The sequence below is a fragment of the Rhodospirillaceae bacterium genome, assembly GCA_016712715.1.
Classification (GTDB): Bacteria; Pseudomonadota; Alphaproteobacteria; order Dongiales; family Dongiaceae; genus Dongia.
Map to the genome: position 1 here is coordinate 524429 of JADJQM010000002.1, position 21928 is coordinate 546356.

Here is a 21928-nt window from a genome sequence, read left to right on the forward strand (position 1 = left end):
TCATGGATCCCACTTCCCCCCGCCTTGCGCCGGATCTTGCCTTCCGATCTGTCGGTCCCTTTGACATCGATCTGCTGAGCGAACTGCATCGTCTCAGTTTCGCCGAAAGCTGGGACCAGCCCTGGTCGCCACAATCCTTCGCCGACGTCTTGGGAATGCCGGGTGCTGCCGGCCTTATTGCCGTGTGGCAAGGCGAACCGATCGGCTTTGGGTTGACGCTGGCCGCGGCCGACGAAGTTGAACTCCTGCTCCTGGCGATCCTGCCCGCCCATCGGGGCAGGAAGTCGGCCGGCCGGCTGCTCGAAGCCCTGTTGCAGGCAGCGGCGGCCGGCGGCGCAAGGCGCGCGGTGCTTGAGGTCGCTGCCGTCAATACCCCGGCCATCGCCTGCTATGCGCGCGCCGGGTTTACGCCCTGTGGCCATCGGAAGGCCTATTACGCTGGACGAATCGATGCGCTCATCTTTGAGAGAGCCATCAATCTTCCCGGCATTAACGCAAAAGTTGATACAGAACGCTGATATATGTGTGAGTATCACAAATATTGCGCTTGGTTTCATTGCTAATGGGAAAGACCACCGTTATCTATCCCTCGTCCTGATCGCCGATCAGCAATGCCAAGTGCGATCCGCCTGCCCGACGCCCACGAGGAGCGACTCATGACTGACGCGCTGAAGAACGATCCTTTGCTGCCGCTGGTAACCGAGATCGTCGTCGCGTATCTGTCACACAACACCGTCGCCATGTCCGATATTCCCCGATTAATCGCCGAGACCCGCGCGGCCCTGGCGCAAAGCGGCAATGGCGTCGGTGTGGGCCATGATCGGCAGATTGCCCCCACCAGCCGGGATCCGGCTGTGCCGGTGAAAAAATCTGTCACACCGGACTATCTGATCTGTCTCGAAGATGGCACCAAGCTCAAGATGCTCAAGCGCCACCTGCGCACCGCCTATGACATGACACCTGAGCAGTATCGCGAAAAATGGGGCCTTCCGCCGACTATCCGATGGTGGCACCCAACTACGCCAAAAAGCGTTCGTCGCTGGCACGCGAGTTCGGTCTGGGCCGAGGCGGCCGCAAGCGGCGCCCCAGCCGCCGCAGCTGAACCAGGACGCTGGCCAGAAACGTCCCCCGGACGGTTTCTCCGCTTATTCCAGTCGTTAACGCCACTCACCATCTAAGCCGTTGCTCCTCAAGCCTTTCCGCTGTAACGCGCAAGGGTCTTGGCGGCAGGTGCTTAACCAAGGCACAATGGTCGCTGGATCCGTCGGGCCAGATGGGCTGGACGGTTGATGGCAGGCTGGCTTGGGATTGCCGGCCCTGTTAAACCCTCTTTTCGGGATATAGCTGATTTGTCGAAAACCATAACCACAGGTGAGGCGGGCGTGCCATCAAGGCTGGAGCGACTCTGTACCGAAAAAGGGTTGAAGATGACCGACCAGCGCCGGATCATCGCGCGCGTCCTGTCGGAAGCCCAGGACCATCCGGATGTCGAGCTGCTGCATCGTCGCGCCGCGCAGATTGACCCCGGCATTTCGCTTGCGACCGTCTACCGCACCGTGCGCCTGTTCGAAGAGGCGAGCATCCTGGAGCGCCACGATTTTGGCGACGGCCGCGCGCGCTACGAAGAAGCCAAGGACGATCATCACGACCATCTGATCGACATCCATTCCGGCCGCGTCATCGAGTTTACCAACGAGCAGATCGAGCGACTGCAGCAGGGTGTTGCCGCGGAGCTTGGCTATCGGTTGGTTGGCCATCGCCTGGAACTCTATGCAGTGCCGCTCGACAAGGATGCGGCCGGCGAGTCGGAAGTAGCCGCTGTCGCCAAGCATAAGCGCGCGGCTCATTCGGGGGGCGGCGAGAAATGATCATGGCTGCGGCCCGGCGCGAGCGGCCGGTCGAAGTCATTGTCGGCGATCTGGAAGCACGGCTTGCCGAAACGGAAGCCGAGATTCTTGCGGCACAAGAACTGCGCTATCGCGTCTTCTATGGCGAAATGGGCGCAAAGCCGAGTCCGGAAATGGTCCGCGTCGGACGTGATTACGACGCCTTCGATCCCTATTGCGATCACCTCATCGTCGTTGACCGCACGCGCGGGGCAGGTGTCAGGGGCATCGTCGCGACCTACCGACTTCTCCGCCGGGAAGCGGCGCGGCGTGCCGGGCGCTTCTATTCCATTGCCGAGTACGACATCTCGCCGCTGGTCAACCGGCCGGGCGAAATTCTGGAACTGGGGCGCTCCTGCGTCGACCCAGCCTACCGCAACAAGATGGCGATGCAGCTCTTGTGGAAGGGGATCACCGATTACATCCTGTTCCACAAGGTCGAGATCATGTTCGGCTGCGCGAGCTTCCCCGGCATCGATCCCGATGCTCACCGCATGGCGCTCTCCTACCTCCACCACCGGCATCTGGCGCCGCCGCAGTTCCGCCCCAAGGCCTTGCCGGAACGCTATGTCGACATGAACATGATGCCGCTTGGACAGATTGACGAACGGCGCGCCTTGGCCTCGTTGCCGCCCCTCATCAAGGGCTATCTGCGGCTCTCGGGCCATGTCGGCGACGGTGCCGTGATCGATCATGAATTCGGCTCGGTCGATGTCTCCATCGTGGTGGTGACCGCCGAGGTCACGGACAAATACATGAAGCATTACACGCGGCCGGATTACGGCGGCGATTCCTGATCGTGCCCAAGCTTTGACTAAACCTGGCGCCCGCAAGCCGGCTCGGCATTTCGAGCTGGACGAAGGTTCCAGCCTGCGCGGTATTGCGCGCCTTGGCACCTATCTCAGCCTGACGATCGGCTTGAGTCTGCCGCAGCTCCTCCTGCTGCTGATCCGCAGCCGTGGCCGCAGCCTGCTACCCCGCTTCTATCACCGCCTCACCTGCCGCATCATCGGCCTGGATGTCGAACAGCGCGGAGAGATATCGACGGCAACGCCGACCTTGTTCGTCAGCAACCACACATCCTATCTCGACATTCCGGTGTTCGGCAGCCTGATCGAGGGCAGCTTCGTCGCCAAGACCGAAGTCGGCAGCTGGCCGATCTTCGGCTGGCTTTCCAAGATGCAGCGGACCGTCTTCGTCGACCGCAAGCGCGGGACCACGCACCGCCAGCGCGACGATCTGCAGCGGCGTCTCGATGCCGAAGACAACCTCATTCTGTTTCCCGAAAGAACCTCCAATGACGGCAACAGCGTGCGGCCCTTCCGCAGCGCGCTGCTGAGCGTCGCCGAGCGCGAAGCAAGCGGACAGCCGCTCACCGTGCAGCCGGTCTCGATCAGCTATACGCAACTCAATGCGCTGCCCATGTGCTACCGCAACCGCGCCTATGTCGCCTGGTATGGCGACATGACCTTGGGCGGCCATCTGTGGTCATTCACGCGGCTAGGGCGTGCGCGCGTCGTGGTGGAATTTCATCCGCCCGTGCTGATGAGCGATTTCCGCTCACGGAAAGAACTGACCCAGCATTGCTATCAGACGATCGCCACGGGCGTCGACAGGGCGTTGAGCGGTCGGGCGCCTGGCTAGATCGTCATGGTCGGCGACGGCGTACCATGACGATCATTCTTGATCCGTCGCATCCTCGATCGGCTGAAAACGCCTTTTGCCGTCATCGGTCAATCCATCGAACATCGCCTTCGGTCGCGCGAACGGCCTGCCATCCGATGTGAGATAGATGGTGAGCAGTTCTTCCGTCTCGCTATGCGTGGCGTCGAACAGCTTCTGATAGAGCCCACCTTTGTAATGACGATGTGTCGCGCGGAAGGTGGTCATGACATTGCCTTGTCAGAGGTTGGTGAAAAGAACCCCTCACCCCGACCCTCTCCCCACTTCGTGGGGCGAGGGGGATTCGAGCGAGTTCGCTTTAAGCCCCTCGCCCCTTTGGGGAGAGGGGTTGGGGTGAGGGGGCTTTCACCACAGATCCTTGAAATCCCAGGCAGCCGCGGCCACAACGGGGCCGAACTCGGCCTCATTGGCGATGATGGCGCAGGCGTCCGGCTTGGCCGCGATTTCGGCATCGGTCAGGCTGATGATGCGGTCATCCGGCCTTCCATCCCATGTGCCGACCTTGCGCAGGGACCGCACGACATTGGTGGTGATCAGGTTGCGGCCACGATTTTCACCGCCGCCAATGGCCGTCGCATCCTCATAGACATAGGTCACCAGCCACAAGCTTGCGGGGACCGACAGGGGGGCCTGCGGCAAGCCGAGATGGATCGCACCGGCCGCATCCTTCGCGAGGCTGAGCGCATACATGGAATGTCGCCGATCGGCCAGCTTCAGGGTCTTCTCGACCGCCTTGCGGTCGGAGCCGACCACTTCGATGGCGCCGGCCACGACCATCTGCGGGGTGTAGATGATGGTCTTGCCCCTTGCCGCGGCATAGGCCCGCTGGCGCGCGGCAAAGGCCGGATCGCCGAAGCGATCCTTCCAGCCGATATAATCCCAGTAATCGACATGGAAGGAGAGGGTGAGCAGGTCGCCGCGTTTCGAAAGTTCGCGCAGATAGTCGTGGGCCGGCGGGCAGGACGAGCAACCCTCGGAAGTGAACAATTCCACCACCACGGGGGCGGGTGGTGTCTCCAGGGCCAGCGGTGTCAGCAGCGGTGCAACAGGTTCGGCCAGCGGCGGTTGTCCAGGCAGGAGGGCGCTGGGCGCACCGACGCCCGGCATCACCTCGCCCTGCGGCGTCGCCGGATTTGCAAAGGGCTGGATGTATCCGTTGCTGGTCTGCGCCGCGGCGAGACCGGGCAGCGACAGCAGGCACAAGGCCAGGAGGGCGCTTCGGATCAGGTGTCGGGTCATGCCGACAGCCTAGGGGGCCGGGCCGCCTTCTGGCCACTCACTTTCCCGTGCCCGACAGACATCACCGGACGGGCATCAGAAGTCGCTGACCTTGCCATTGCGCTCCCAATCGCCATAGCGCGTTGGTTCCGGGCCGGTGGGGCCGCCAAATTCCTTTGGCGGCAGCTTGGCTGCGTCTGGTGCCGTTGCTGGTTTCCTCGGGGGAATGCCTGGATTTTCAGCGGGTTTTTCAGCGGGCTTGTCGTTGGGATTGCTCATCAGACCAGACGATAGGACAGAAGGCCGGAACGTCAAGGGGCTTGATTCACCAGGTTCCCGTAACAATCTTGCCAATCAGCGACTTGCGGTTTTTCAGACGGAGATCGATGACAGATGGGTTACATGCGCACCGCTCTGCTTTTGGCCGCGATGACCGGCCTGTTCCTGGCGGTCGGATATGTGATCGGCGGGCAGACCGGTGTCATCATCGCGTTCGGCGTGGCCCTGGCGATGAACCTGTTCGCCTATTGGAACGCCGACAAGATCGTGCTGCGCATGTACCGCGCGCAGCCGGCCGAGGGGCATGAGTTGGAAGGCATCGTGGCTGCCCTCGCCCAGCGCGCTGGCCTGCCCATGCCGAAGGTTTACATCATCGACAATGACCAGCCCAATGCCTTCGCCACCGGCCGCAATCCGGAGAACGCGGCGGTCGCTGCGACCACGGGCCTGTTGCGCATGCTGTCGCGCGACGAGGTGGCGGGCGTCATGGCCCATGAGCTCGCCCATGTGAAGAACCGCGATTCGCTCATCATGACCGTGACGGCGGTTCTGGCCGGCGCCATCGGCATGCTGGCCAATTCGCTGATGTTCATGGGAATGATGGGTCATCGCGACGACCGCAATTCGCCGCTGGGCGGCATCGGCAGCCTGGTGGTCATGCTGCTGGCGCCGCTCGCTGCCATGCTGGTGCAGATGGCGATCTCACGTGGCCGCGAATACGAGGCCGACCGCATCGGCGCCGAGATCAGCGGCCAGCCGCGCGCGCTCGCCAGTGCGCTCAACAAGATCAGCCAGGGCGCCGAGGTGATCGATAACGAGATCGCCGAAGCCAATCCGGCCTCGGCCCATCTCTTCATCGTCAACCCGCTCCATGGCCGCACCGGCGACAGCCTGTTTTCGACCCACCCCGCTGTCGCCAACCGCATCGAACGCCTGCTGGCGATGGAAAGCGGTGGCATGGCGATGGCTGCGGTACGGCCCGGTCCAACGCCGCGCGCGACGCGCAGGTCGGCCATTCCGTCGACCGTGGAACGGCAGCGTCGCGGACCCTGGGGCTAAGACAGAAACACCCCACCCTCCGCCACCACCTTGCCGCGGGCGATGACCAGGCGGTCGCGGTTCCGCTCGGCGATCGCCATGCCGATATTCTCGGCCGGCAGCAGGATGAGATTGGCCGGACGACCAACCGCCAATCCGTAATCCGCAAGGCCCAGCGCCTTGGCACCGGCCTCAGTCACGCAATCGAACGCCGCGGCCAGCTCCGCATACTTGGCAAAATCGAAGCGCAAGCAGAGCAGCAGTGCGCGTTCCAGCATGTCGCCGGTGCCCAAGGGCGACCAGGCATCGCGGATGCCGTCCGATCCCATGCAGACATTGACCCCCGCCGCGCGCAGGGTCGCCACCGGCGGGGCGGGGCAATCGGCCGGCGCCGTGGTCATGATGCTGATGCCGGTCTCGCCAAGGCGCGCCGCGATCTTCTCCAGCCGTGCTTCGCCCGCCTGGCCCAGGCAATAGGCATGGCTGATGACGACCTTGTCCTTGAGGCCGCGCGCCTTGGTGAAATCGGCGATGCGCTCGATCGTCCACAGGCCGAGCTCGCCTTTGTCGTGGAGATGGATGTCGACACCGCGCCCATACTTCTCGGCCATGCCGAAGATCGTCTCGAGATGCCGGATCGGATCGTTGTCGATGCCGGCGGGATCCAGCCCGCCGACATTCTCGACGCCGAGCTTCAGCGCTTCTTCCATGATCGCCGCCGTGCCGGGGCGGATGAGCAGGCCGGTCTGCGGGAACACCACGAAATCCATGGTGATGATGTCGCGGTAGACCTCGCGCAGGGCCAGCATCGCCTCGACATGGGCCAGCCCGAATTCAGGATCGACATCGATATGGCAGCGGAAATGCAACGAGCCCTTGGCGATGCAATTCTCGATCAGCTTCCCGGCGCGCGCGGCGATGGGGACGTTGAGGCCGCGCAGGATGCGGCGCTCATTGTCGATATAGTCGCGCAAGGTGGGCCGGCGCTGTTGGGCCGCCAGGGCTGGCCCCACAGGGTCTTGTCGAAATGGGCATGGGATTCGACCAAGGCCGGGAGGACCAGCCGCCCGGCACCCTCGATGACCTGGACGGCCGGCGGCGGGGCCAAATCCTGGCCGATCGCCGTGAATTTGCCCTGGTTGACGCTGATATCGACCGGATTGCCGTTCGGTAGCCTAACGTTCCGGATGAAGATATCGCCTGCCATCTTGCCCCGCTCCTCAGCAACCGGTTCTTATATTTCAGTAGTATGACAAATGCCCCGGCCTGACTTGGCCGGGCTCGCCGCCTCTGTTATCGTGCCATAAATGCACACACCTTGCACACACCTAGTTTAGGCCATGGCGCGGGACGGATCGATCTTCCTCGCCGGCCGCAGCGTGCGCCTGTTCAAGCGCGACGACCGCCCGACCCGGTTCTGGCAGGCGGCGTTCCGCCGGCCCGGCAGCGCCCGGCCCCTGGTCAAAAGCACCGGCCAGGCCGAGCTGCCCCAGGCCAAGGCCTGGGCGCTCGATTACCTGGCGCAGCTCAACCCACCGCCGCGCCCGCCCGAGGGAAACAGGCCCGGCATTGGCGAAAACCTGCTTGGCGCCTATCCCTTCCCGAAGATCCGCCAGGAAAAGCGCCATGTGGAGCGCGAGCTCGCCTTGCGCACCCTCACCGCCTATCGCGCAGATCCGCTGCTCTCCCAGCGGCGCCTCGCCGCCCTCCTCAACGTCTCGCTGGCGGTGGTCAACGTCTATACCGCGCAGGCCGTCCGCGAAGGCTGGCTGCTCAAGCTCGACCGGCCACAGGGTCAGGGCAGCGGCTATCGCTATCTGTTGACCGATGCCGGCATGGGCCAAGTGCAGGCCCTGGCCAGCGCCTATATCGGGCAGGGGCTGGCGCTGTATCGTCATCTGCGCGATGCTTTCGCCCAGCTTGTCGCATTGAGCGGTGACGCGGAAATCGCCCTCATCGGCGCCGGCGAGTTGCTCGAAATCGCGATGGCCGTCCTGGCGGCCCATGCCAAGGCGCCGGTCGCCATCGCCGCCCCCGACGACCTTCATGTCCTCACCCGCCATGCCGTGAAGCGCCATCGCCATCACCTTGTCCTCTGGCTGGCCACCCCGGACGAGCCCGCCGCCGTGCGGAATTTCGTCGCGCAACACCTGCCGGGCACCAGGCTGCTGACACCTCGACTTGTCGCATTCGAAGCTCCGGTGTTCTAATTAAAAACATTGAGAGACGGCCTTATCGACGCCTAACGTAGCTTGGGCGTCAAACCATAAGAGAGGGGCTTTGGGGATGTCGATGGACTTGAAAACGATGCAATCACTGGCGAGCCAAGGCCGCATGGGCCGCCGCGACTTCATCCAGATGGCGCTCGCGGCCGGCATCACGGTCACCGCCGCCGAAACCCTGTTCACCAAGGCCGCCCGCGCCGAGCCGAAGAAGGGCGGCAAGTTCCGCGCCGGCATCGGCCATGGCCAGACCTCGGACAGCCTGGACCCCGCCACCTGGGCCAATGCGTTTTCAGCCGATGTGGGCTTCGTCATTGGCTCCTGCCTCACCGCGATCGACCAGAAGAACAACGCCGTGCCCGACCTCGCCGAGAGCGTCGAGGCGGCGGACGGCGCCAAGACCTGGGTCTACAAGCTGCGGAAAGGTGTCGAGTTCCACAACGGCAAGTCGCTCTCCGCCGAGGATGTGATCGCGACCTATAACTATCACCGCGGCGAGAACTCGAAATCGGCGGCGAAATCGGTCCTCGAGGACATCGTCGACATCAAGGCCGACGGCAAGGACACGGTCGTGTTCACCTTGAAATCCGGCAGCGCCGACTTCCCCTACATCACCACCGATTATCACCTGCCGATCTTCCAGGCCGCCGGTGACGGCGGCATCGACTGGAAGTCCGGTGTCGGCACCGGCCCCTTCGTCATGGACAAATATGACCCGGGCGTGAAGTTCAGCGCCAAGCGGAATCCCAATTTCCACAAGGACGGTCCCTATTTCGACGAGATCGAGATGATGTCGATCGTCGACGTGGCGGCGCGGCAGAATGCGCTCCTCACCGGGGACATCGACTATATGGACCGGGCGGATCTGAAGACCCTGGGCCTGCTGGAGCGCAACCCGGATATCAAGATCACCGACGTCACCGGCTTCTCGCATTACGTGGCGCCGATGGATGTGCGCGCGGCCCCCTTCGACAATGTCGATGTGCGCCTGGCCCTCAAATGGGCAATCGACCGCGAGGAGATCGTGAAGAAGGTGCTGCTGGGCCATGGCCGCGCCGGCAACGACAATCCGCTGGCGCCCTCGATCAAATATGCGACCCAGCCGGAACCCACCTATTCCTATGATCCGGAGAAGGCCAGGTTCCACCTGAAGAAGGCCGGCCTCGCCAGCCTCAAGGTCGATCTCTCGGCGGCCGATGCGGCCTTTGCCGGCGCGGTCGACGCCGCGACCCTGATGCGCGAATCCGCCGCCAAGGCGAATATCGACATCAATGTCATCAAGGAAGCCAATGACGGCTATTGGGATTCGGTCTGGATGAAGAAGCCCTGGTGCTTCTCCTATTGGAGCGGCCGCCCCACCGCCGACTGGATGTTCACCACGGCCTATGCCGCCGAGGCCGCCTGGAACGACACCTTCTGGAAGAATGGCCGCTTCAACGAATTGCTGCTGGCCGCCCGCGCCGAGATCGACGAGGTCAAGCGCGGCGCCATGTATGCCGAGATGCAGCAGATCCTCCATGACGATGGCGGAATCATTGTGCTGATGTTCAACAACTTCACCTCGGCCCATTCCACCAAGGTCGAGCATGGCGAGCTCAACACCAATTACGACCATGACGGCGGCTATGTGTTCGAACGCTGGTGGTTTGCGTGATTTAGAGTCGCTTCTTTCCCCCCCCTTCAGGGGGAGGTCGGGAGGGGGCCGGTTTCAGTTTCGATCTCATACAATCATCACCCATGCCCCTCACCTAACCTCCCCTGAAGGGGAGGGAATGCCATGGCGCGCGTGTCGCGCAACACGGAACTCCCCGCACATTTTCCGAGCATCGCCCCCTTGCCAAAATGTCGCAGGGCGGTTATGGTCTGGCCTTCAACAACTTTCGCCGGGAGGCACGCATGACTTACATGCTCGCATTTACATCCCCCGGCCTGATGATCTCGCCGTACCACTCTTAGGTCACCGCGAGATCGTACAGGCCAGTTAGCGGCCTGTACTCAGACCACTTTTCTCCTTTCAAGTTTTACATAGCCGGGACGATTTGCGCGGAAGCGATTGTTTCCTGGGGCCTTACATCGGGACTCTCGCCGCCATCGCGCGCGTTCCTGTCAGCCCCCGCTTTCCCCCGGAACAGACAGAGGCGGTGATTCATGGGAATCACCGACAAAATCATGACCGATATGATAGAGGCGCCCGCGCATGCGGTCGGCGCCAAGGCCCGGAACCCCAAGAAGCGCAGCGCTTTTGCGTCTGTCTTCGCCTTTTCGTTCAGTTATTGGCGGCGGCAGGTGCCGCTTGTCCTGTGGTCCGGCGGCACCATCATGGTGGCGACCTTGATGGACATCTGCATCCCGCTCTTCGCCGGCCATCTCATCGACGCGGTGAGCCAGCCCCATGGCGACGCGGCCTTGCATGACGCGCTCATCGCGCTGGGCAGCATCATGTGCCTGGGTCTCGTCGCGGTGACGTTCCGGTTCCTGGCCTTCGCCGGCATCGTGCAACTCACGCTGCGCAACATGTCGCGGCTGCTGCAGGAGAGTTTCTGGCGCGTGCAGCGCTTTGCCACCGACTGGCATGCCAACACCTTCGGCGGCTCGACCGTGCGCAAGGTGACGCGCGGCATGTGGGCATTGGATCAGCTCAACGACACGGTACTGCTCTCGCTGTTCCCGGCGGTCATCGTGCTGCTGGGCTCGAGCCTGCTGCTGGCCTGGCACTGGCCGATGATGGGCCTCCTCGTGCTGGTGGGCGCCATCACCTATATCGCGGTGGCGGCGACGCTCTCGGTGAAGTTCGTGGGGCCGGCGGCCTCCCTCTCCAACCAGTGGGATACGCGCCTCGGCGGGGCCCTGGCCGATGCCATCACCTGCAACGCGGTGGTGAAAAGCTTCGGCGCCGAATCGCGCGAGGACAGCCTGCTGGAGCGCATCGTCGCCAAATGGCGGCGGCGCACCGTGCGGACCTGGATGCGCGGCACGATGAACGGCACCATCCAGTCGGTGATGTTGCTGACCCTGCGCGCCGCCATCATCGGCATGGCGCTTTATCTGTGGTGGAACGGTCAAGCCACGCCCGGCGAGGTCGCCTATGTGCTCACCGCCTATCTGGTGATCCACGGCTATCTCTATGACATCGGGTCGTATATCCGCGACCTGCAGCGCGCGGTGAATGACATGGAGGAACTGGTGGCGATCCATGCCACACCGTTCGGCGTGAAGGATGGCTACTGGGCACGGCCGATCGAGATCACGCGCGGCGAGATCGTGTTCGACCGCGTGACCTTCCATTACGGCGGGCACCAGACGCCGCTTTACAAGGATTTCTCGCTGACCATCAAGGCCGGCGAGAAAGTAGGGCTCGTGGGGCTGTCGGGATCGGGCAAGACGACCTTCGTCAAGCTGATCCAGCGGCTCTACGACATCCAGGCGGGCGAGATCCGCATCGACGGGCAGAATGTTGCAACCGCGCAGCAATCAAGCCTGCGATCGCAGATCGCGCTGGTACAGCAGGAACCGGTGCTGTTCCACCGCAGCCTTGCGGAGAACATCGCCTATGCGCGGCCGGGTGCTAGCCTTGCCGAGATCGAGCAGGCGGCGCGCCTTGCCAACGCCCATGATTTCATCGAGCGCCTGCCCAAGGGCTACGGAACCCTGGTGGGCGAGCGCGGGGTGAAGCTTTCGGGCGGCGAGCGCCAGCGCGTGGCTTTGGCGCGGGCGTTCCTGGCGGATGCGCCGATCCTCATTCTGGACGAGGCCACGTCGAGCCTCGATTCGGAATCCGAGGCGCTCATCCAGGAAGCGACCGAACGCCTGATCGAAGGCCGCACGGCGATCGTCATCGCCCACCGGCTCTCGACCGTGCGGGCGCTGGAACGCATCATCATCTTCGACCAGGGCAAGGTGGTCGAGGAAGGCAGCCACGCGGTCCTCATCGGCCGGGAAGACGGCATCTACCGCCGCCTCTTCGACCGCCAGGTCCTGGGGCTCATTGATGAGGATGACGACGAGGAAGCGGCGTGAAGACCTGACCCGGTCGGACCACCCCCTCACCCTGACCCTCTCCCGCCCTGCCGACGAATGTCGGCCTTCGCCGACAGGGGAGAGGGAATGTGGTGCCACCGGCCGTGGTTTTCGCGACTGAAGACTATTGCACCCTGCGCACTTGGCCCCTCTCCCCTCGCGGGAGAGGGGTTGGGGTGAGGGGGAGCGACTGAAGAACCCATCACAGAGAACTCCCCCATGCTCACTTTCCTCATGACCCGCACCCCCGCTATGATGCCGGACAGTGCAGTTGGAGATCCGCAGATGAACAAGCCGCTGAAGACCCAGAAAACGCCCAAGGGCGTTGAGCCGACCGAACCGCTGCTGCCGCGTGAAAACTGGCCGCTTCTTTACAAGGACAGCATCATCTGGGACGCCCATGCCTGCCTGCCCTTGCTGCCGAACTATGATTGCAGCGCGCTGGAACGCCACCGCGCGGCGGGGGCCACTTATGTCTCGGTCAATGTCGGCATGGATTTCAATCCGCTCAACCAATGCATCCGCGTCATCGCGGGCTTCCGCGACTGGATCAAGCGCCACGCCGATCACTACGTGCTGGCCGACACGCTCTCCGACATCCACCGCGCCAAGAAGGAAGGCAAGCTAGCGGTCGGCTTCGACCTCGAAGGCTCGGTCATGCTGGACGATGACCTTGCGATGATCGGCCTCTACCGCGATCTCGGCGTCCGCCAGATGCACTTGGCCTACAACCGCGACAACCAGATCGCGGGCGGCTGCTTCGGCAAGAACCAGGGCCTCACCAAACTGGGGCGCGAGGTGGTGAAGGAGATCAACCGCGTCGGCATCATCATGGACTGCTCGCATTCAGCGAAGCAGACCAGCCTCGACGTGATGGAGGTGTCGACAAAACCCGTGGTCTTCTCCCACAGCAACGCCAAGGCACTGTGCGACCACCCGCGTAACATCGACGATGAGCAGATCGCCGCCGTGGGCCGCACCGGCGGCATCGTCGCCATCACCGGCATCGGCCCGTTCCTGGGCGCCGATATCGAGACCGACACCATCATCCGCCACGTGGATTACATGGTGGAGCGCATTGGCGTGGCGCATGTCGGCATCGGCATCGACTATTCCTTCGACCAGGACCACAGCGATTTGCCCGAAGGCGAAGACCCGGCCTTGTGGTGGCCCAAGGTGAAGGGCGCCGAGTTCAATTTCAGCAACATCCGCTTCGTGTCACCGGAGCGCTTGCCCGATATCGCCGCCGGGTTGTTGAATCACGGATATAAGGATGCAGACGTCATCGCCATCATGGGCGGGAACTTCATGCGGGTGGCGGAGGCGTGTTGGAGATAGGGAATTATTCGTCAACCAGCGTGGGCTCAACAGACTCCAGCGTATTCAGCTCTTTTATGGGCTTGCCCTTACGTGATGTTGTTATCTTTTGGACCTTGGCCCTGACCGGCTTTAGCAAAAGCTGGTCCTTAAAAATCGCATCTGTCGTGTACTTCAGGACAAGCTCATCAGAGACGCTGCCCTTAAGTATCTCGCCTAACTCACCGAGTTTCAGCTCGAATTCGTGAGATTCTGGAAGTATTCCGAGAAGGATCCCATCTATCCAATCGGTGTTGTCAGTCACCTTGATATCGTTCAAGCGACTATTGAGGCGATCGACTACCTCACCACTTAGACCTATTTGATTCTCGTCGCCAATTATCTTCGTGGACGCATTTGCGGTGGCGAGAACCTTCGCGAACTTTTGAATCGCAGATATTAGTCTGGGCGGCGCGGCATTTAGCGCACTTTCGAATTCGTCCTCAGCAGTTCCGCTTAGCTCTTCAATTAGCCGAGTGGCACTTTCGACGGCATTTTTCAGATTGCTGGAAACAAAGCTGCTTTGGTTCGGAACGAGTTCTTCCAGCACAAAGCCGAATGACCCGCGCACAATATCGCGGATAAAAAGTTGAGAAGCCTGCGCTCCGCGCACTGGCCCTGACTTTAAGATGGGGAGAGCATTGTTCGACGCCAGCATTGTTGAAATTATCTTCTGATAGCTATCGAGGATATCCGCAGCAAAGTCTAACCTGATGTCGTGCGAGCCAATAACTGGCAAACCATCGAAGACGAGTGCCACGCTCGCGTGACTCGAAGTGGATCGCTTAATCGAATCTATTTGCTCGTTGATATCCGCTAGCCGATTTTCCCACATCAATCGAGTCGTACCCCAGCGATCTGCTTTGTCTCGAGCCAGTTGCTCCTCGACAAACCTTCGGTCCGCCTCTAGCGATTCAAGTGATAATAGAGTGGGCATTATGCGTCCCTCAAACGCTCGAGCACCTCTGCGTCTTCATCAGTGTTTAGAGCAATCCGCACAAAGCCTTTCCAGGCGAAGGTATCTCTCTGATGTGAGAAAAGGCTGTACCAATAGATCACGTTGTCCAAGAAGCCTTCCAATGGCATTTCGGTGACAATCATAGCGTAGGTATCAAGCAAGAACCTCGCCTTGTTGACCGGTCTATTGACGACTTCGCTTTTCCAAAATGCTTCACCGGTATTTTGCCAATTGCTATCCCAGTCAGCGTTGCTCGGGTGATACTTCGCCGGAGCTTCTAGAAGGCTTAATACGTCGATGTCTCCCGGAGGGCGGCCCCGATTTGTTTCGACATTTTCCACGAAGCTGCCATCGACGAATTGGATGCCATGTAGATAGCCGTCTGTTGCCAACAGAGTACGGTACTGCACTAAATTTCTTATTAACGAGCGACGATGAGGCGTAGTTCCGAACGCGTCTGCGAACTCGATCATCGATGCGATGTACGGAGAACGCTCATGCGTCGTTGCATCGGCACCCAAGAAAGGGGGCAACAAGCCTGCACTGTTAAATGAGGGTAGTGTTGCCAAAGCGCGACTCACTGAATTTGCTATTTTAGCGATTATATATGCATAACATAGCAACCCTGAAGATGCTCGTCTATAACTTTACACTGTCAGACTAAGCGGTTGAGAAATGACGACAATACGACTCATCGAATCTCATGTTCTTTCCGACGACTACTACCTCCTCAAGAAGACCACCTTCGAGCTTGAACGGCGGGACGGGTCGTGGGTGACCTGCACGCGGGAGAGTTATGACCGGGGGAATGGGGCGTGCATCCTGCTTTATGATCCGGCGCGGGGGACCGTGCTACTCACGCGACAGTTCCGATTCCCGGCCTATGCCAATGGCCATCCGGAGCCATTGATCGAGGTGTGCGCGGGGCTGCTCGATGCGCATGATCCGGAGACGGCGATCGTCAAGGAAGCGGCCGAGGAATGCGGTGTCGAGGTCACCAAGCCCACGCGCCTGTTCGAGGCCTTCATGAGCCCGGGGTCGGTCACCGAGAAGCTCACCTTCTTCGCCGCTGAGTATTCGGCTGCGACCCGCACCGGCGAGGGCGGGGGACTTGCCCATGAGGGCGAGGATATCGAGGTGCTGGAGATGACGCTCACGCAAGCGCTGGAGATGGTCAGGGACGGGCGCATCGTTGATGCCAAGACCATCATGCTGCTGCAATATGCGGAATTGGCGAAGTTGATGGGGTGAAGAGGAGCGTTGCGCTCTGTCATTCACTCTTCGCTCACCCCCTCACCCCAACCCCTCTCCCGCGAGGGGAGAGGGGCTTAGTGCGTTAGGTGCAATAGCTCTTCGTCGCGAAGGCTTTTGCGGATGGCACCTCATTCCCTCTCCCCTGTCGGCGAATGCCGACATTCGTCGGCGGGGCGGGAGAGGGTCAGGGTGAGGGGGTGTTGCAGGCACACCCATGGATCCCCGCTTTCGCGGGGATGACAGTTGCGCCCGCCTAAACCACGAGTCCCCGCATCAGCTGCGCCACGTGGCGGCGGAGGGTTGCCTTGGCTTCCGCGTCGAGGATGCCGCTCTGGGCATTGCCCTCGCCTGAACGCAGGCCCGCCAGCCAGCGCATGAAGTACCAGAGGTTGAGGGCGCCCAGCATTTCAGCGGCCGCATCGATATCGGCGTTCACGTCGATCTTGCCCGCACGGCAGAGAACCTGGAGGAGCTTCCGGAACTGGTCGACGCGCATCAGTTCGTCCGAGACGAAGGCCGAGGAGAGGCTCGACTGGTCGGTGAAGGACGCGCCGAACAGCGACGACCAGACGGCGCGGTCGAGATAGCCGATCTCGGTTTCGAAGTCGGTTTCCATCATGCGGCAGATCGCATCCACGGGGTCGGCCGGCGGGTTGTCGATGATCTGGCTTGTGGCCGCCTGCACCAGGTCGCGGTCGGCCTGGTAGATGGCAAGGCCGATCTCGGCCTTCGATTTGAAGTAGTTATAGACCGTGCCGACCGAGAGCTCGGCCGCCTGGGCGATGTCCTCCATCGAGGCCGCGTTGAAGCCCTGGGCCTGGAACAGCCGGGCGGCGGCCACCATAATCGCTTGTTTTCGCTTCTCTTTTTGCCGCGCACGCAGCCCGCCATCGGCCATCGGTGTTTCCTTGATTGACTGTAATATTGAAACGACTATAATATTTTTCTGACTTCAATAATAGCGCGTTCATTGAGTTTTAGGGAGAAGCATCATGGGTACCGGGCATATTGCCGCCGCCAGCCTCGACCAGGTCGACCCGAAGGACATCTGGCAGAAGGACAAGGACCATTTCGTCCATCCCTGGACCCATTTCGACAGCTTCAAAAAGGACGGCTCGCTGGTCATGGGCCGGGCCGAGGGCGCCTATGTCTATGACCTCTCGGGCAAGCGCTATCTCGACGGCATCGGCGGGCTGTGGTGTGTGAACATCGGCTATGGAAGGCGCGAGATCGTCGATGCGATCGCGGCGCAGGCGAGCCGCATGGCGTTCTTCAACCCCTTCGTCGACACCACCAACGTGCCGGCGGCGGAACTGGCGGCGAAGCTTGCCTCATTGGCGCCGGGCGATCTCAACAAGGTGTTCTTCACCTGCGGCGGGTCGACCGCCAACGACACCGCCGTGCGCATCGCGCATTATTACCACGCCAAGCGCGGCAAGAAGTCGAAGAAGCAAATTCTGTCCCGCGTCGACGCCTATCATGGTTCGACCTATCTCACCGGCTCGATCACCGGGCGCCCCGGCGACCGCTCGCCTTATCTCCATTATCTCGAGGACTGGATCCACCACGTCTCCTCGCCCAACTATTACCGGGCGCATGAAGTGCTCCCCAATGGCGTCGGCAAGGGCATGAGCGAGCAACAGTTCTGCGATTACCTGATCGACGAGCTGGAAGCCAAGATCCTGGAAGTGGGGCCCGACAACATCGCCTGCTTCTTTGCCGAGCCCGTGATGGGAGCCGGCGGCGTCATCGTACCGCCGAAGGGCTATCACAAGCGCTCGCTGGATCTCTGCCACAAGCACGACATCCTCTACATCTCGGATGAAGTGGTGACGGCGTTCGGGCGCTTGGGGCATTTCTTCGCGTCCGAAGATGTGTTCGGCATCGTCCCCGACATGATCGTGACGGCAAAGGGCCTCACCTCCGGCTATCAGCCGCTGGGTGCCTGCATCTTCTCCGACCGCATCTATGAGGCGATGAGCACCGCCGATCCCAATGGCTGGTTCACCAACGGCTATACCTATTCCGGCCATCCGGTCGCCTGTGCGGCTGCTTTGGCGAACATCGCGCTGATGGAACGCGAGGATTTACCCGGCCATGTGCGCGAGATGGGGCCGTATCTCGAAGCCCAGCTGCGCACATTGCTCGAACTCCCCATCGTCGGCGAAGTCCGTGGGCGCCAGTTCATGATGTGCGTTGAGAATGTGATGGATAAGGGCACACGCGAACACTTCCCGGATCACGTCAATATCGGCAAGCGCATCTCGGATCATTGCGAGCGCCTGGGGCTCATCGTGCGGCCGCTGGGTGCCTTGAACGTGATCTCCCCGCCGCTCACCTTGAGCAAGGAGGAGATTGACGAGCTGGTCTCACTGCTCCGCCAGGGTATCGAAGCCACGCTGGCCGATCTGCGCGCCGAGGGGCATTACACGGATTGATATGATCTTCCCCATCGCCCTCATCCCCTCTCCCCTCGCGGGAGAGGGTCAGGTGAGGGTGGTGAGACCGGACTCGCTGAGAGACCCCTCACCCGCTCGCATTCGCTCGCCACCCTCTCCCGCAAGGGGCGAGGGTTTTCATCAAGCTCGGCGATATCTGATTATCTTAATGCCGGAAATGCCTGACACCCGTCAGCACCATGGCAAGGCCCGCCTCATCCGCCGCCTTGATGATATCCGCATCGCGCATCGAACCGCCGGGCTGGATCACGGCCGTGGCGCCGGCTGAGGCCGCCGCCAGCAAGCCATCCGCAAAGGGGAAGAACGCGTCCGACGCCACCACCGAGCCCTTCGCGAAACTCTCCGCAGCACCCGCAGCCTTCGCCGCCTCATCCGCCTTCCACGCCGCGATGCGTGATGAATCGACGCGGCTCATCTGCCCGGCGCCGATGCCCACCGTCGCACCATTCCTGGCATAGACGATGGCGTTCGACTTCACATGCTTCGCTACCCGGAACGCAAACAGCAGATCGGCGATCTCGGCTTCACTCGGCGCGCGCTTGGTGACGACCTTGAGATCGGCCGCGGTGATATGCGCTGAATCGCGGTCCTGCGCCAGGAAGCCGCCGGAGAGCGACTTGATCATCATGCCGCGCGCGGTCGGATCCGGCATCGCACCCGTTTCCAGCACGCGCACATTGGGCTTGGCCGCGAGCACCGCCCGCGCCTCGACCGAGATTGTCGGCGCAATCACGACCTCCGCGAACAGCTTCACGATCTCGGTGGCCGTCGCCGCATCGAGCGGACGATTGACCGCGATGATGCCGCCGAAGGCCGAGACCGGATCGCAGGCGAGCGCCCGCGCATAAGCTTCGCGCAACTTGGTCGCATCCTCTGTCACGGCAACACCGCAGGGATTGGCGTGCTTGATGATGGCGATGGCGGGCGCCTCGAATTCGGCAACCAGTTCGAAGGCCGCATCGGTGTCGTTTAGGTTGTTGTAGGAAAGCTCCTTGCCCTGCAGTTGCAGGGCGGTGGCGACACTGGGGCGTGCCGGGCCGCTGCGATAGAAGCGGCCTGCTGGTGCGGGTTCTCGCCATAGCGCAAGGTCTGCAGCCGCGCGCCGGAGATGTTGAGTGATTCCGGCAGCGGGTCCGCCGCCTGATCGCTCATCCAGGCGGCGATGGCGCCGTCATAGGACGCGGTATGGGCATAGGTCTTGCGCGCGAGCTGGCGGCGGAAGGCAAGGCTGGTGCCGCCGGCATGGGCCTCCATCTCACTGATCAGCATCCCGTAATCGTCGGGGTCGGTCACGACCGTCACGAAGTCATGGTTCTTCGCGGCACCCCGCAGCATGGCCGGGCCGCCCACATCGATATTCTCGATGCAATCGTCCCAATCGCCGCCGCCGGCCACCGTCTTGGCGAAGGGGTAGAGATTCACGACCAGCAGGTCGATATCGGGAATGTCATGGACCTGCTGGGCATGGCGATGTTCGTCGGAATCACGCCGCGCCAGCAATCCGCCATGGATCTTGGGGTGGAGCGTCTTCACCCGCCCATCCATGATTTCCGGGAAGCCGGTATGGGCGGCCACTTCCTTGACCGGAATGCCCGCCGCCGAGAGCGCCTTGGCGGAGCCGCCGGTGGAGAGGATCTCGACCCCCTGGCCGCTCAGGAACCGGCCCAGATCCTCCAGCCCCGCTTTGTCCGAGACGGAGATGAGGGCGCGGCGGATCGGATAGATCGTGGTGGTCATCATGGCTTCCCGGCTGGCTTGGAGATGCCGCAGGGCTTAAAGCCCCGATCCGGGGGTGGCAAGGGGGAAATCGTCCCCTACTTCTTGCCGCCCTCGCGCTGCAGCAGCCAGCGGATCTGGGTCTGGTCAGTGTCGATCGTGCCGATGACGACGATCTGCTGGCTGCGGCGCACCTGGCCGCCAAGGCCGATATGCACACTTTCCGCCAAGGCGAGATCGGCCCCGTCGACGCGCAGGCGCCAGCCGGACCCCTTGGGCATCTTGATGAAGGCCGCCTGGCCGTTCTGCGTCACGCTGACATTGACCTGGGGGTGCAGGTGAAAGCGCAGGGCATAGGCATTGCCGCCCGGCCCCACCAGATGCTCCTCGCCCATGAAATCATGACCGTCGGCGGAGAGGTAGAGCTTGCGCCGGTGGATGAGGCCGAAACCTTCCTCATAGCCGTCATGGGAGGTATCGAGCCAGATCTGCCCGTCGGTTTCCTCGCGCCGGCAGGTCACCACGGTCGGGCGGAGCGCAAGCCCGCCATGGGGCAGCAGCATCGCCGAATTGGTGTTGTCGACGATGAGCGTCGAATGCGCCGCCGTCGTGCGCTGCACCTGGCCCCATTCCTTGCTCCAGGGATGGGCGCCGCAATTGACGATCATGCGCTCGTCGTCATGGGCCAGTTCGAAGGAGAGTGTGCCGGCATGGGCGTGATCGTCGAGGCCGTGACGCGGCGGGGCGCCGCAATCCATGATCACCACCGTCTTAGCCCGCTCCAGCCGCTGGAAGCCGGTGAGCGGCAATTGATTGAGCGGGCGCAATTTGTCGCCGGCGCGCTCGATCACGCGCAGCACATGGACCGGGTCAAGTTCCGGCGTGTCGTTGAAGCCCGCGAGGATGGCATCGCCATGGCTCAGCATGAGGAGGACGGAGCCCAGATTGTTGATCGCCATGGAGAGCCCGTCCGGCAGCTTGGTGCCGGCAGCGCCATAGACGTCACGGAGGTCGATGAGATGCTGCAGCAATTCCAGCATCACCTGGGGCGAGCGCTCGACATGGCCGCCATCGGCCAGGATCTGTGCCGCCAGCGTCGGGCCGAGCATCGCCTGGCCCTTCGCCAGCCATTTCTCGCCGCGCGGCAGCATGAGGCCGGCCAGCATCAGGCTGATGATCGCCTTCACAAGGGCGCCACCCGCCAGTCCGTCCGGCAGGGCGCGGGCGAGATGTTCCGCCTGGCGCGAGAGCGAGAGCAGCAGTTGCGAGCGAAAGAGCGCGTCGCTGTTGACCTCGAGATAGCTATGATTGAGCAGGATGTTGCGCAGGCGTGCCGCGAGGATATCGGCGCGCCAGGCAAAGGAGTCGTAACGCTCATTCTCGTCGATCCAGCGCATGGTGAGCTGGCGGGCAAGATTGCGCGCCGACGGGCCGCCGACGGAACGCAGATCGTTGAGCCAGGCGAAGCTGTTCACGACCTCGCGCCAGCCATCGCTCATGCCGATGGGATTGCCAAGCGGCTTCGGGCCACGCACGACTTCGCCGGCGAAGCGGAATTCGTCGTTGAGCAGCAGGAGCCCGGCTTGCGGATCGCCCGGCCAGGGTTCCGGCGACGGCAGCTGCACTTCGCCGGCCGACCGCTTGCCGAGCGTCACATGATAGAGCGCGCTGCCAGAGATGGGTTGGGCGAGCCGGCGACGTAACCGCTGCCAGATCACATGGCCCGGCAGGGAGAACAGGGTCTGCAGACGCGGGGCCACCAGCTTCGGGCGCTGGTTGCCGCGTCGTTGGCCGCCCTTTTTGCCGTCCGTGCCGCTGCCTTCCGCCATGTCTTCTCCAGGC

18 protein-coding genes and 3 pseudogenes are annotated in these 21928 nt (G+C 62.4%); 12 read left to right on the top strand and 9 right to left on the bottom strand.

Annotation, left to right across the window (positions count from 1 at the left end):
• Positions 1–2: 2 nt before the first annotated feature.
• The 5 genes and pseudogenes from IPK59_13210 (at position 3) to IPK59_13230 (ending at position 3530) form a co-directional block, all read left to right on the top strand.
• Positions 3–518, top strand: a complete 516-nt coding sequence (locus tag IPK59_13210) for a GNAT family N-acetyltransferase (protein ID MBK8159676.1) — start codon at positions 3–5, stop codon at positions 516–518.
• A gap of 138 nt (positions 519–656) precedes the next feature.
• Positions 657–1102 (top strand): annotated as a pseudogene (locus tag IPK59_13215) (MucR family transcriptional regulator).
• Between the two features lie 280 nt (positions 1103–1382).
• Positions 1383–1868, top strand: a complete 486-nt coding sequence (locus IPK59_13220) for a transcriptional repressor (GenBank protein MBK8159677.1) — start codon at positions 1383–1385, stop codon at positions 1866–1868.
• 2 nt (positions 1869–1870) lie between these two features.
• Positions 1871–2683 carry a GNAT family N-acetyltransferase gene (locus IPK59_13225; protein ID MBK8159678.1) on the top strand — a complete coding sequence of 271 codons (813 nt, stop codon included), beginning with the start codon at positions 1871–1873 and terminating at the stop codon, positions 2681–2683.
• Positions 2684–2738: 55 nt separating this feature from the next.
• Positions 2739–3530: a 1-acyl-sn-glycerol-3-phosphate acyltransferase gene (locus IPK59_13230; protein ID MBK8159679.1), complete on the top strand. Its 792-nt coding sequence runs from the start codon at positions 2739–2741 to the stop codon at positions 3528–3530.
• A 33-nt stretch (positions 3531–3563) separates the two neighbouring features.
• On the opposite strand, the gene IPK59_13235 is transcribed toward IPK59_13230, so the two are convergent.
• The 3 genes from IPK59_13235 to IPK59_13245 form a co-directional block, all read right to left on the bottom strand.
• Positions 3564–3776: a DUF1653 domain-containing protein gene (locus IPK59_13235; protein MBK8159680.1), complete on the bottom strand. Its 213-nt coding sequence runs from the start codon at positions 3774–3776 to the stop codon at positions 3564–3566.
• Positions 3777–3914: 138 nt separating this feature from the next.
• Positions 3915–4808, bottom strand: a complete 894-nt coding sequence (locus IPK59_13240) for a DUF1223 domain-containing protein (protein MBK8159681.1) — start codon at positions 4806–4808, stop codon at positions 3915–3917.
• Between the two features lie 75 nt (positions 4809–4883).
• Entirely contained in the window at positions 4884–5066 is a 183-nt protein-coding gene (locus IPK59_13245; protein ID MBK8159682.1) for a DUF1674 domain-containing protein, read from the bottom strand.
• Between the two features lie 114 nt (positions 5067–5180).
• Here IPK59_13245 and htpX point away from each other — a divergent pair, with 114 nt between their 5' ends.
• A complete protein-coding gene (gene htpX, locus IPK59_13250; protein ID MBK8159683.1) occupies positions 5181–6125 on the top strand; it encodes a zinc metalloprotease HtpX in 945 nt (314 codons plus the stop codon).
• Here the strand turns inward: htpX and IPK59_13255 are convergent.
• Positions 6122–7311 (bottom strand): annotated as a pseudogene (locus IPK59_13255) (amidohydrolase family protein). The gene htpX and the pseudogene IPK59_13255 sit on opposite strands and share 4 nt — an antisense overlap.
• 133 nt (positions 7312–7444) lie before the next feature.
• Between IPK59_13255 and IPK59_13260 the strand changes: the two are divergent.
• The 4 genes from IPK59_13260 (at position 7445) to IPK59_13275 (ending at position 13681) form a co-directional block, all read left to right on the top strand.
• A complete protein-coding gene (locus IPK59_13260) occupies positions 7445–8314 on the top strand; it encodes a hypothetical protein (GenBank protein MBK8159684.1) in 870 nt (289 codons plus the stop codon).
• A 76-nt stretch (positions 8315–8390) separates the two neighbouring features.
• Entirely contained in the window at positions 8391–9980 is a 1590-nt protein-coding gene (locus IPK59_13265; protein ID MBK8159685.1) for an ABC transporter substrate-binding protein, read from the top strand.
• A gap of 524 nt (positions 9981–10504) precedes the next feature.
• Positions 10505–12343, top strand: coding sequence for an ABC transporter ATP-binding protein (locus IPK59_13270; protein MBK8159686.1), 1839 nt, complete (start codon positions 10505–10507; stop codon positions 12341–12343).
• A gap of 285 nt (positions 12344–12628) precedes the next feature.
• The gene (locus IPK59_13275) at positions 12629–13681 is read left to right on the top strand and encodes a dipeptidase (GenBank protein MBK8159687.1); all 1053 of its coding nucleotides are present in this window, start codon (positions 12629–12631) and stop codon (positions 13679–13681) included.
• A gap of 4 nt (positions 13682–13685) precedes the next feature.
• On the opposite strand, the gene IPK59_13280 is transcribed toward IPK59_13275, so the two are convergent.
• Positions 13686–14636, bottom strand: coding sequence for a hypothetical protein (locus IPK59_13280; GenBank protein ID MBK8159688.1), 951 nt, complete (start codon positions 14634–14636; stop codon positions 13686–13688).
• Positions 14636–15130 (bottom strand): hypothetical protein, encoded by a 495-nt coding sequence (locus IPK59_13285; GenBank protein ID MBK8159689.1) that lies wholly within the window; start codon positions 15128–15130, stop codon positions 14636–14638. The genes IPK59_13280 and IPK59_13285 overlap by 1 nt, the downstream gene beginning before the upstream one ends.
• Positions 15131–15332: 202 nt before the next feature.
• Here IPK59_13285 and IPK59_13290 point away from each other — a divergent pair, with 202 nt between their 5' ends.
• Positions 15333–15908: an NUDIX domain-containing protein gene (locus IPK59_13290; protein MBK8159690.1), complete on the top strand. Its 576-nt coding sequence runs from the start codon at positions 15333–15335 to the stop codon at positions 15906–15908.
• A 256-nt stretch (positions 15909–16164) separates the two neighbouring features.
• Here IPK59_13290 and IPK59_13295 read toward each other — a convergent pair whose 3' ends face one another.
• Positions 16165–16809: a TetR/AcrR family transcriptional regulator gene (locus IPK59_13295; protein ID MBK8159691.1), complete on the bottom strand. Its 645-nt coding sequence runs from the start codon at positions 16807–16809 to the stop codon at positions 16165–16167.
• Between the two features lie 94 nt (positions 16810–16903).
• On the opposite strand from IPK59_13295, the gene IPK59_13300 reads away from it, so the two are divergent.
• A complete protein-coding gene (locus tag IPK59_13300) occupies positions 16904–18349 on the top strand; it encodes an aminotransferase (protein ID MBK8159692.1) in 1446 nt (481 codons plus the stop codon).
• Positions 18350–18515: 166 nt separating this feature from the next.
• Here IPK59_13300 and purH read toward each other — a convergent pair.
• Positions 18516–20107 (bottom strand): annotated as a pseudogene (purH, locus tag IPK59_13305) (bifunctional phosphoribosylaminoimidazolecarboxamide formyltransferase/IMP cyclohydrolase).
• Between the two features lie 77 nt (positions 20108–20184).
• Positions 20185–21915: a heparinase II/III family protein gene (locus tag IPK59_13310; GenBank protein ID MBK8159693.1), complete on the bottom strand. Its 1731-nt coding sequence runs from the start codon at positions 21913–21915 to the stop codon at positions 20185–20187.
• Between the last annotated feature and the right edge of the window lie 13 nt (positions 21916–21928).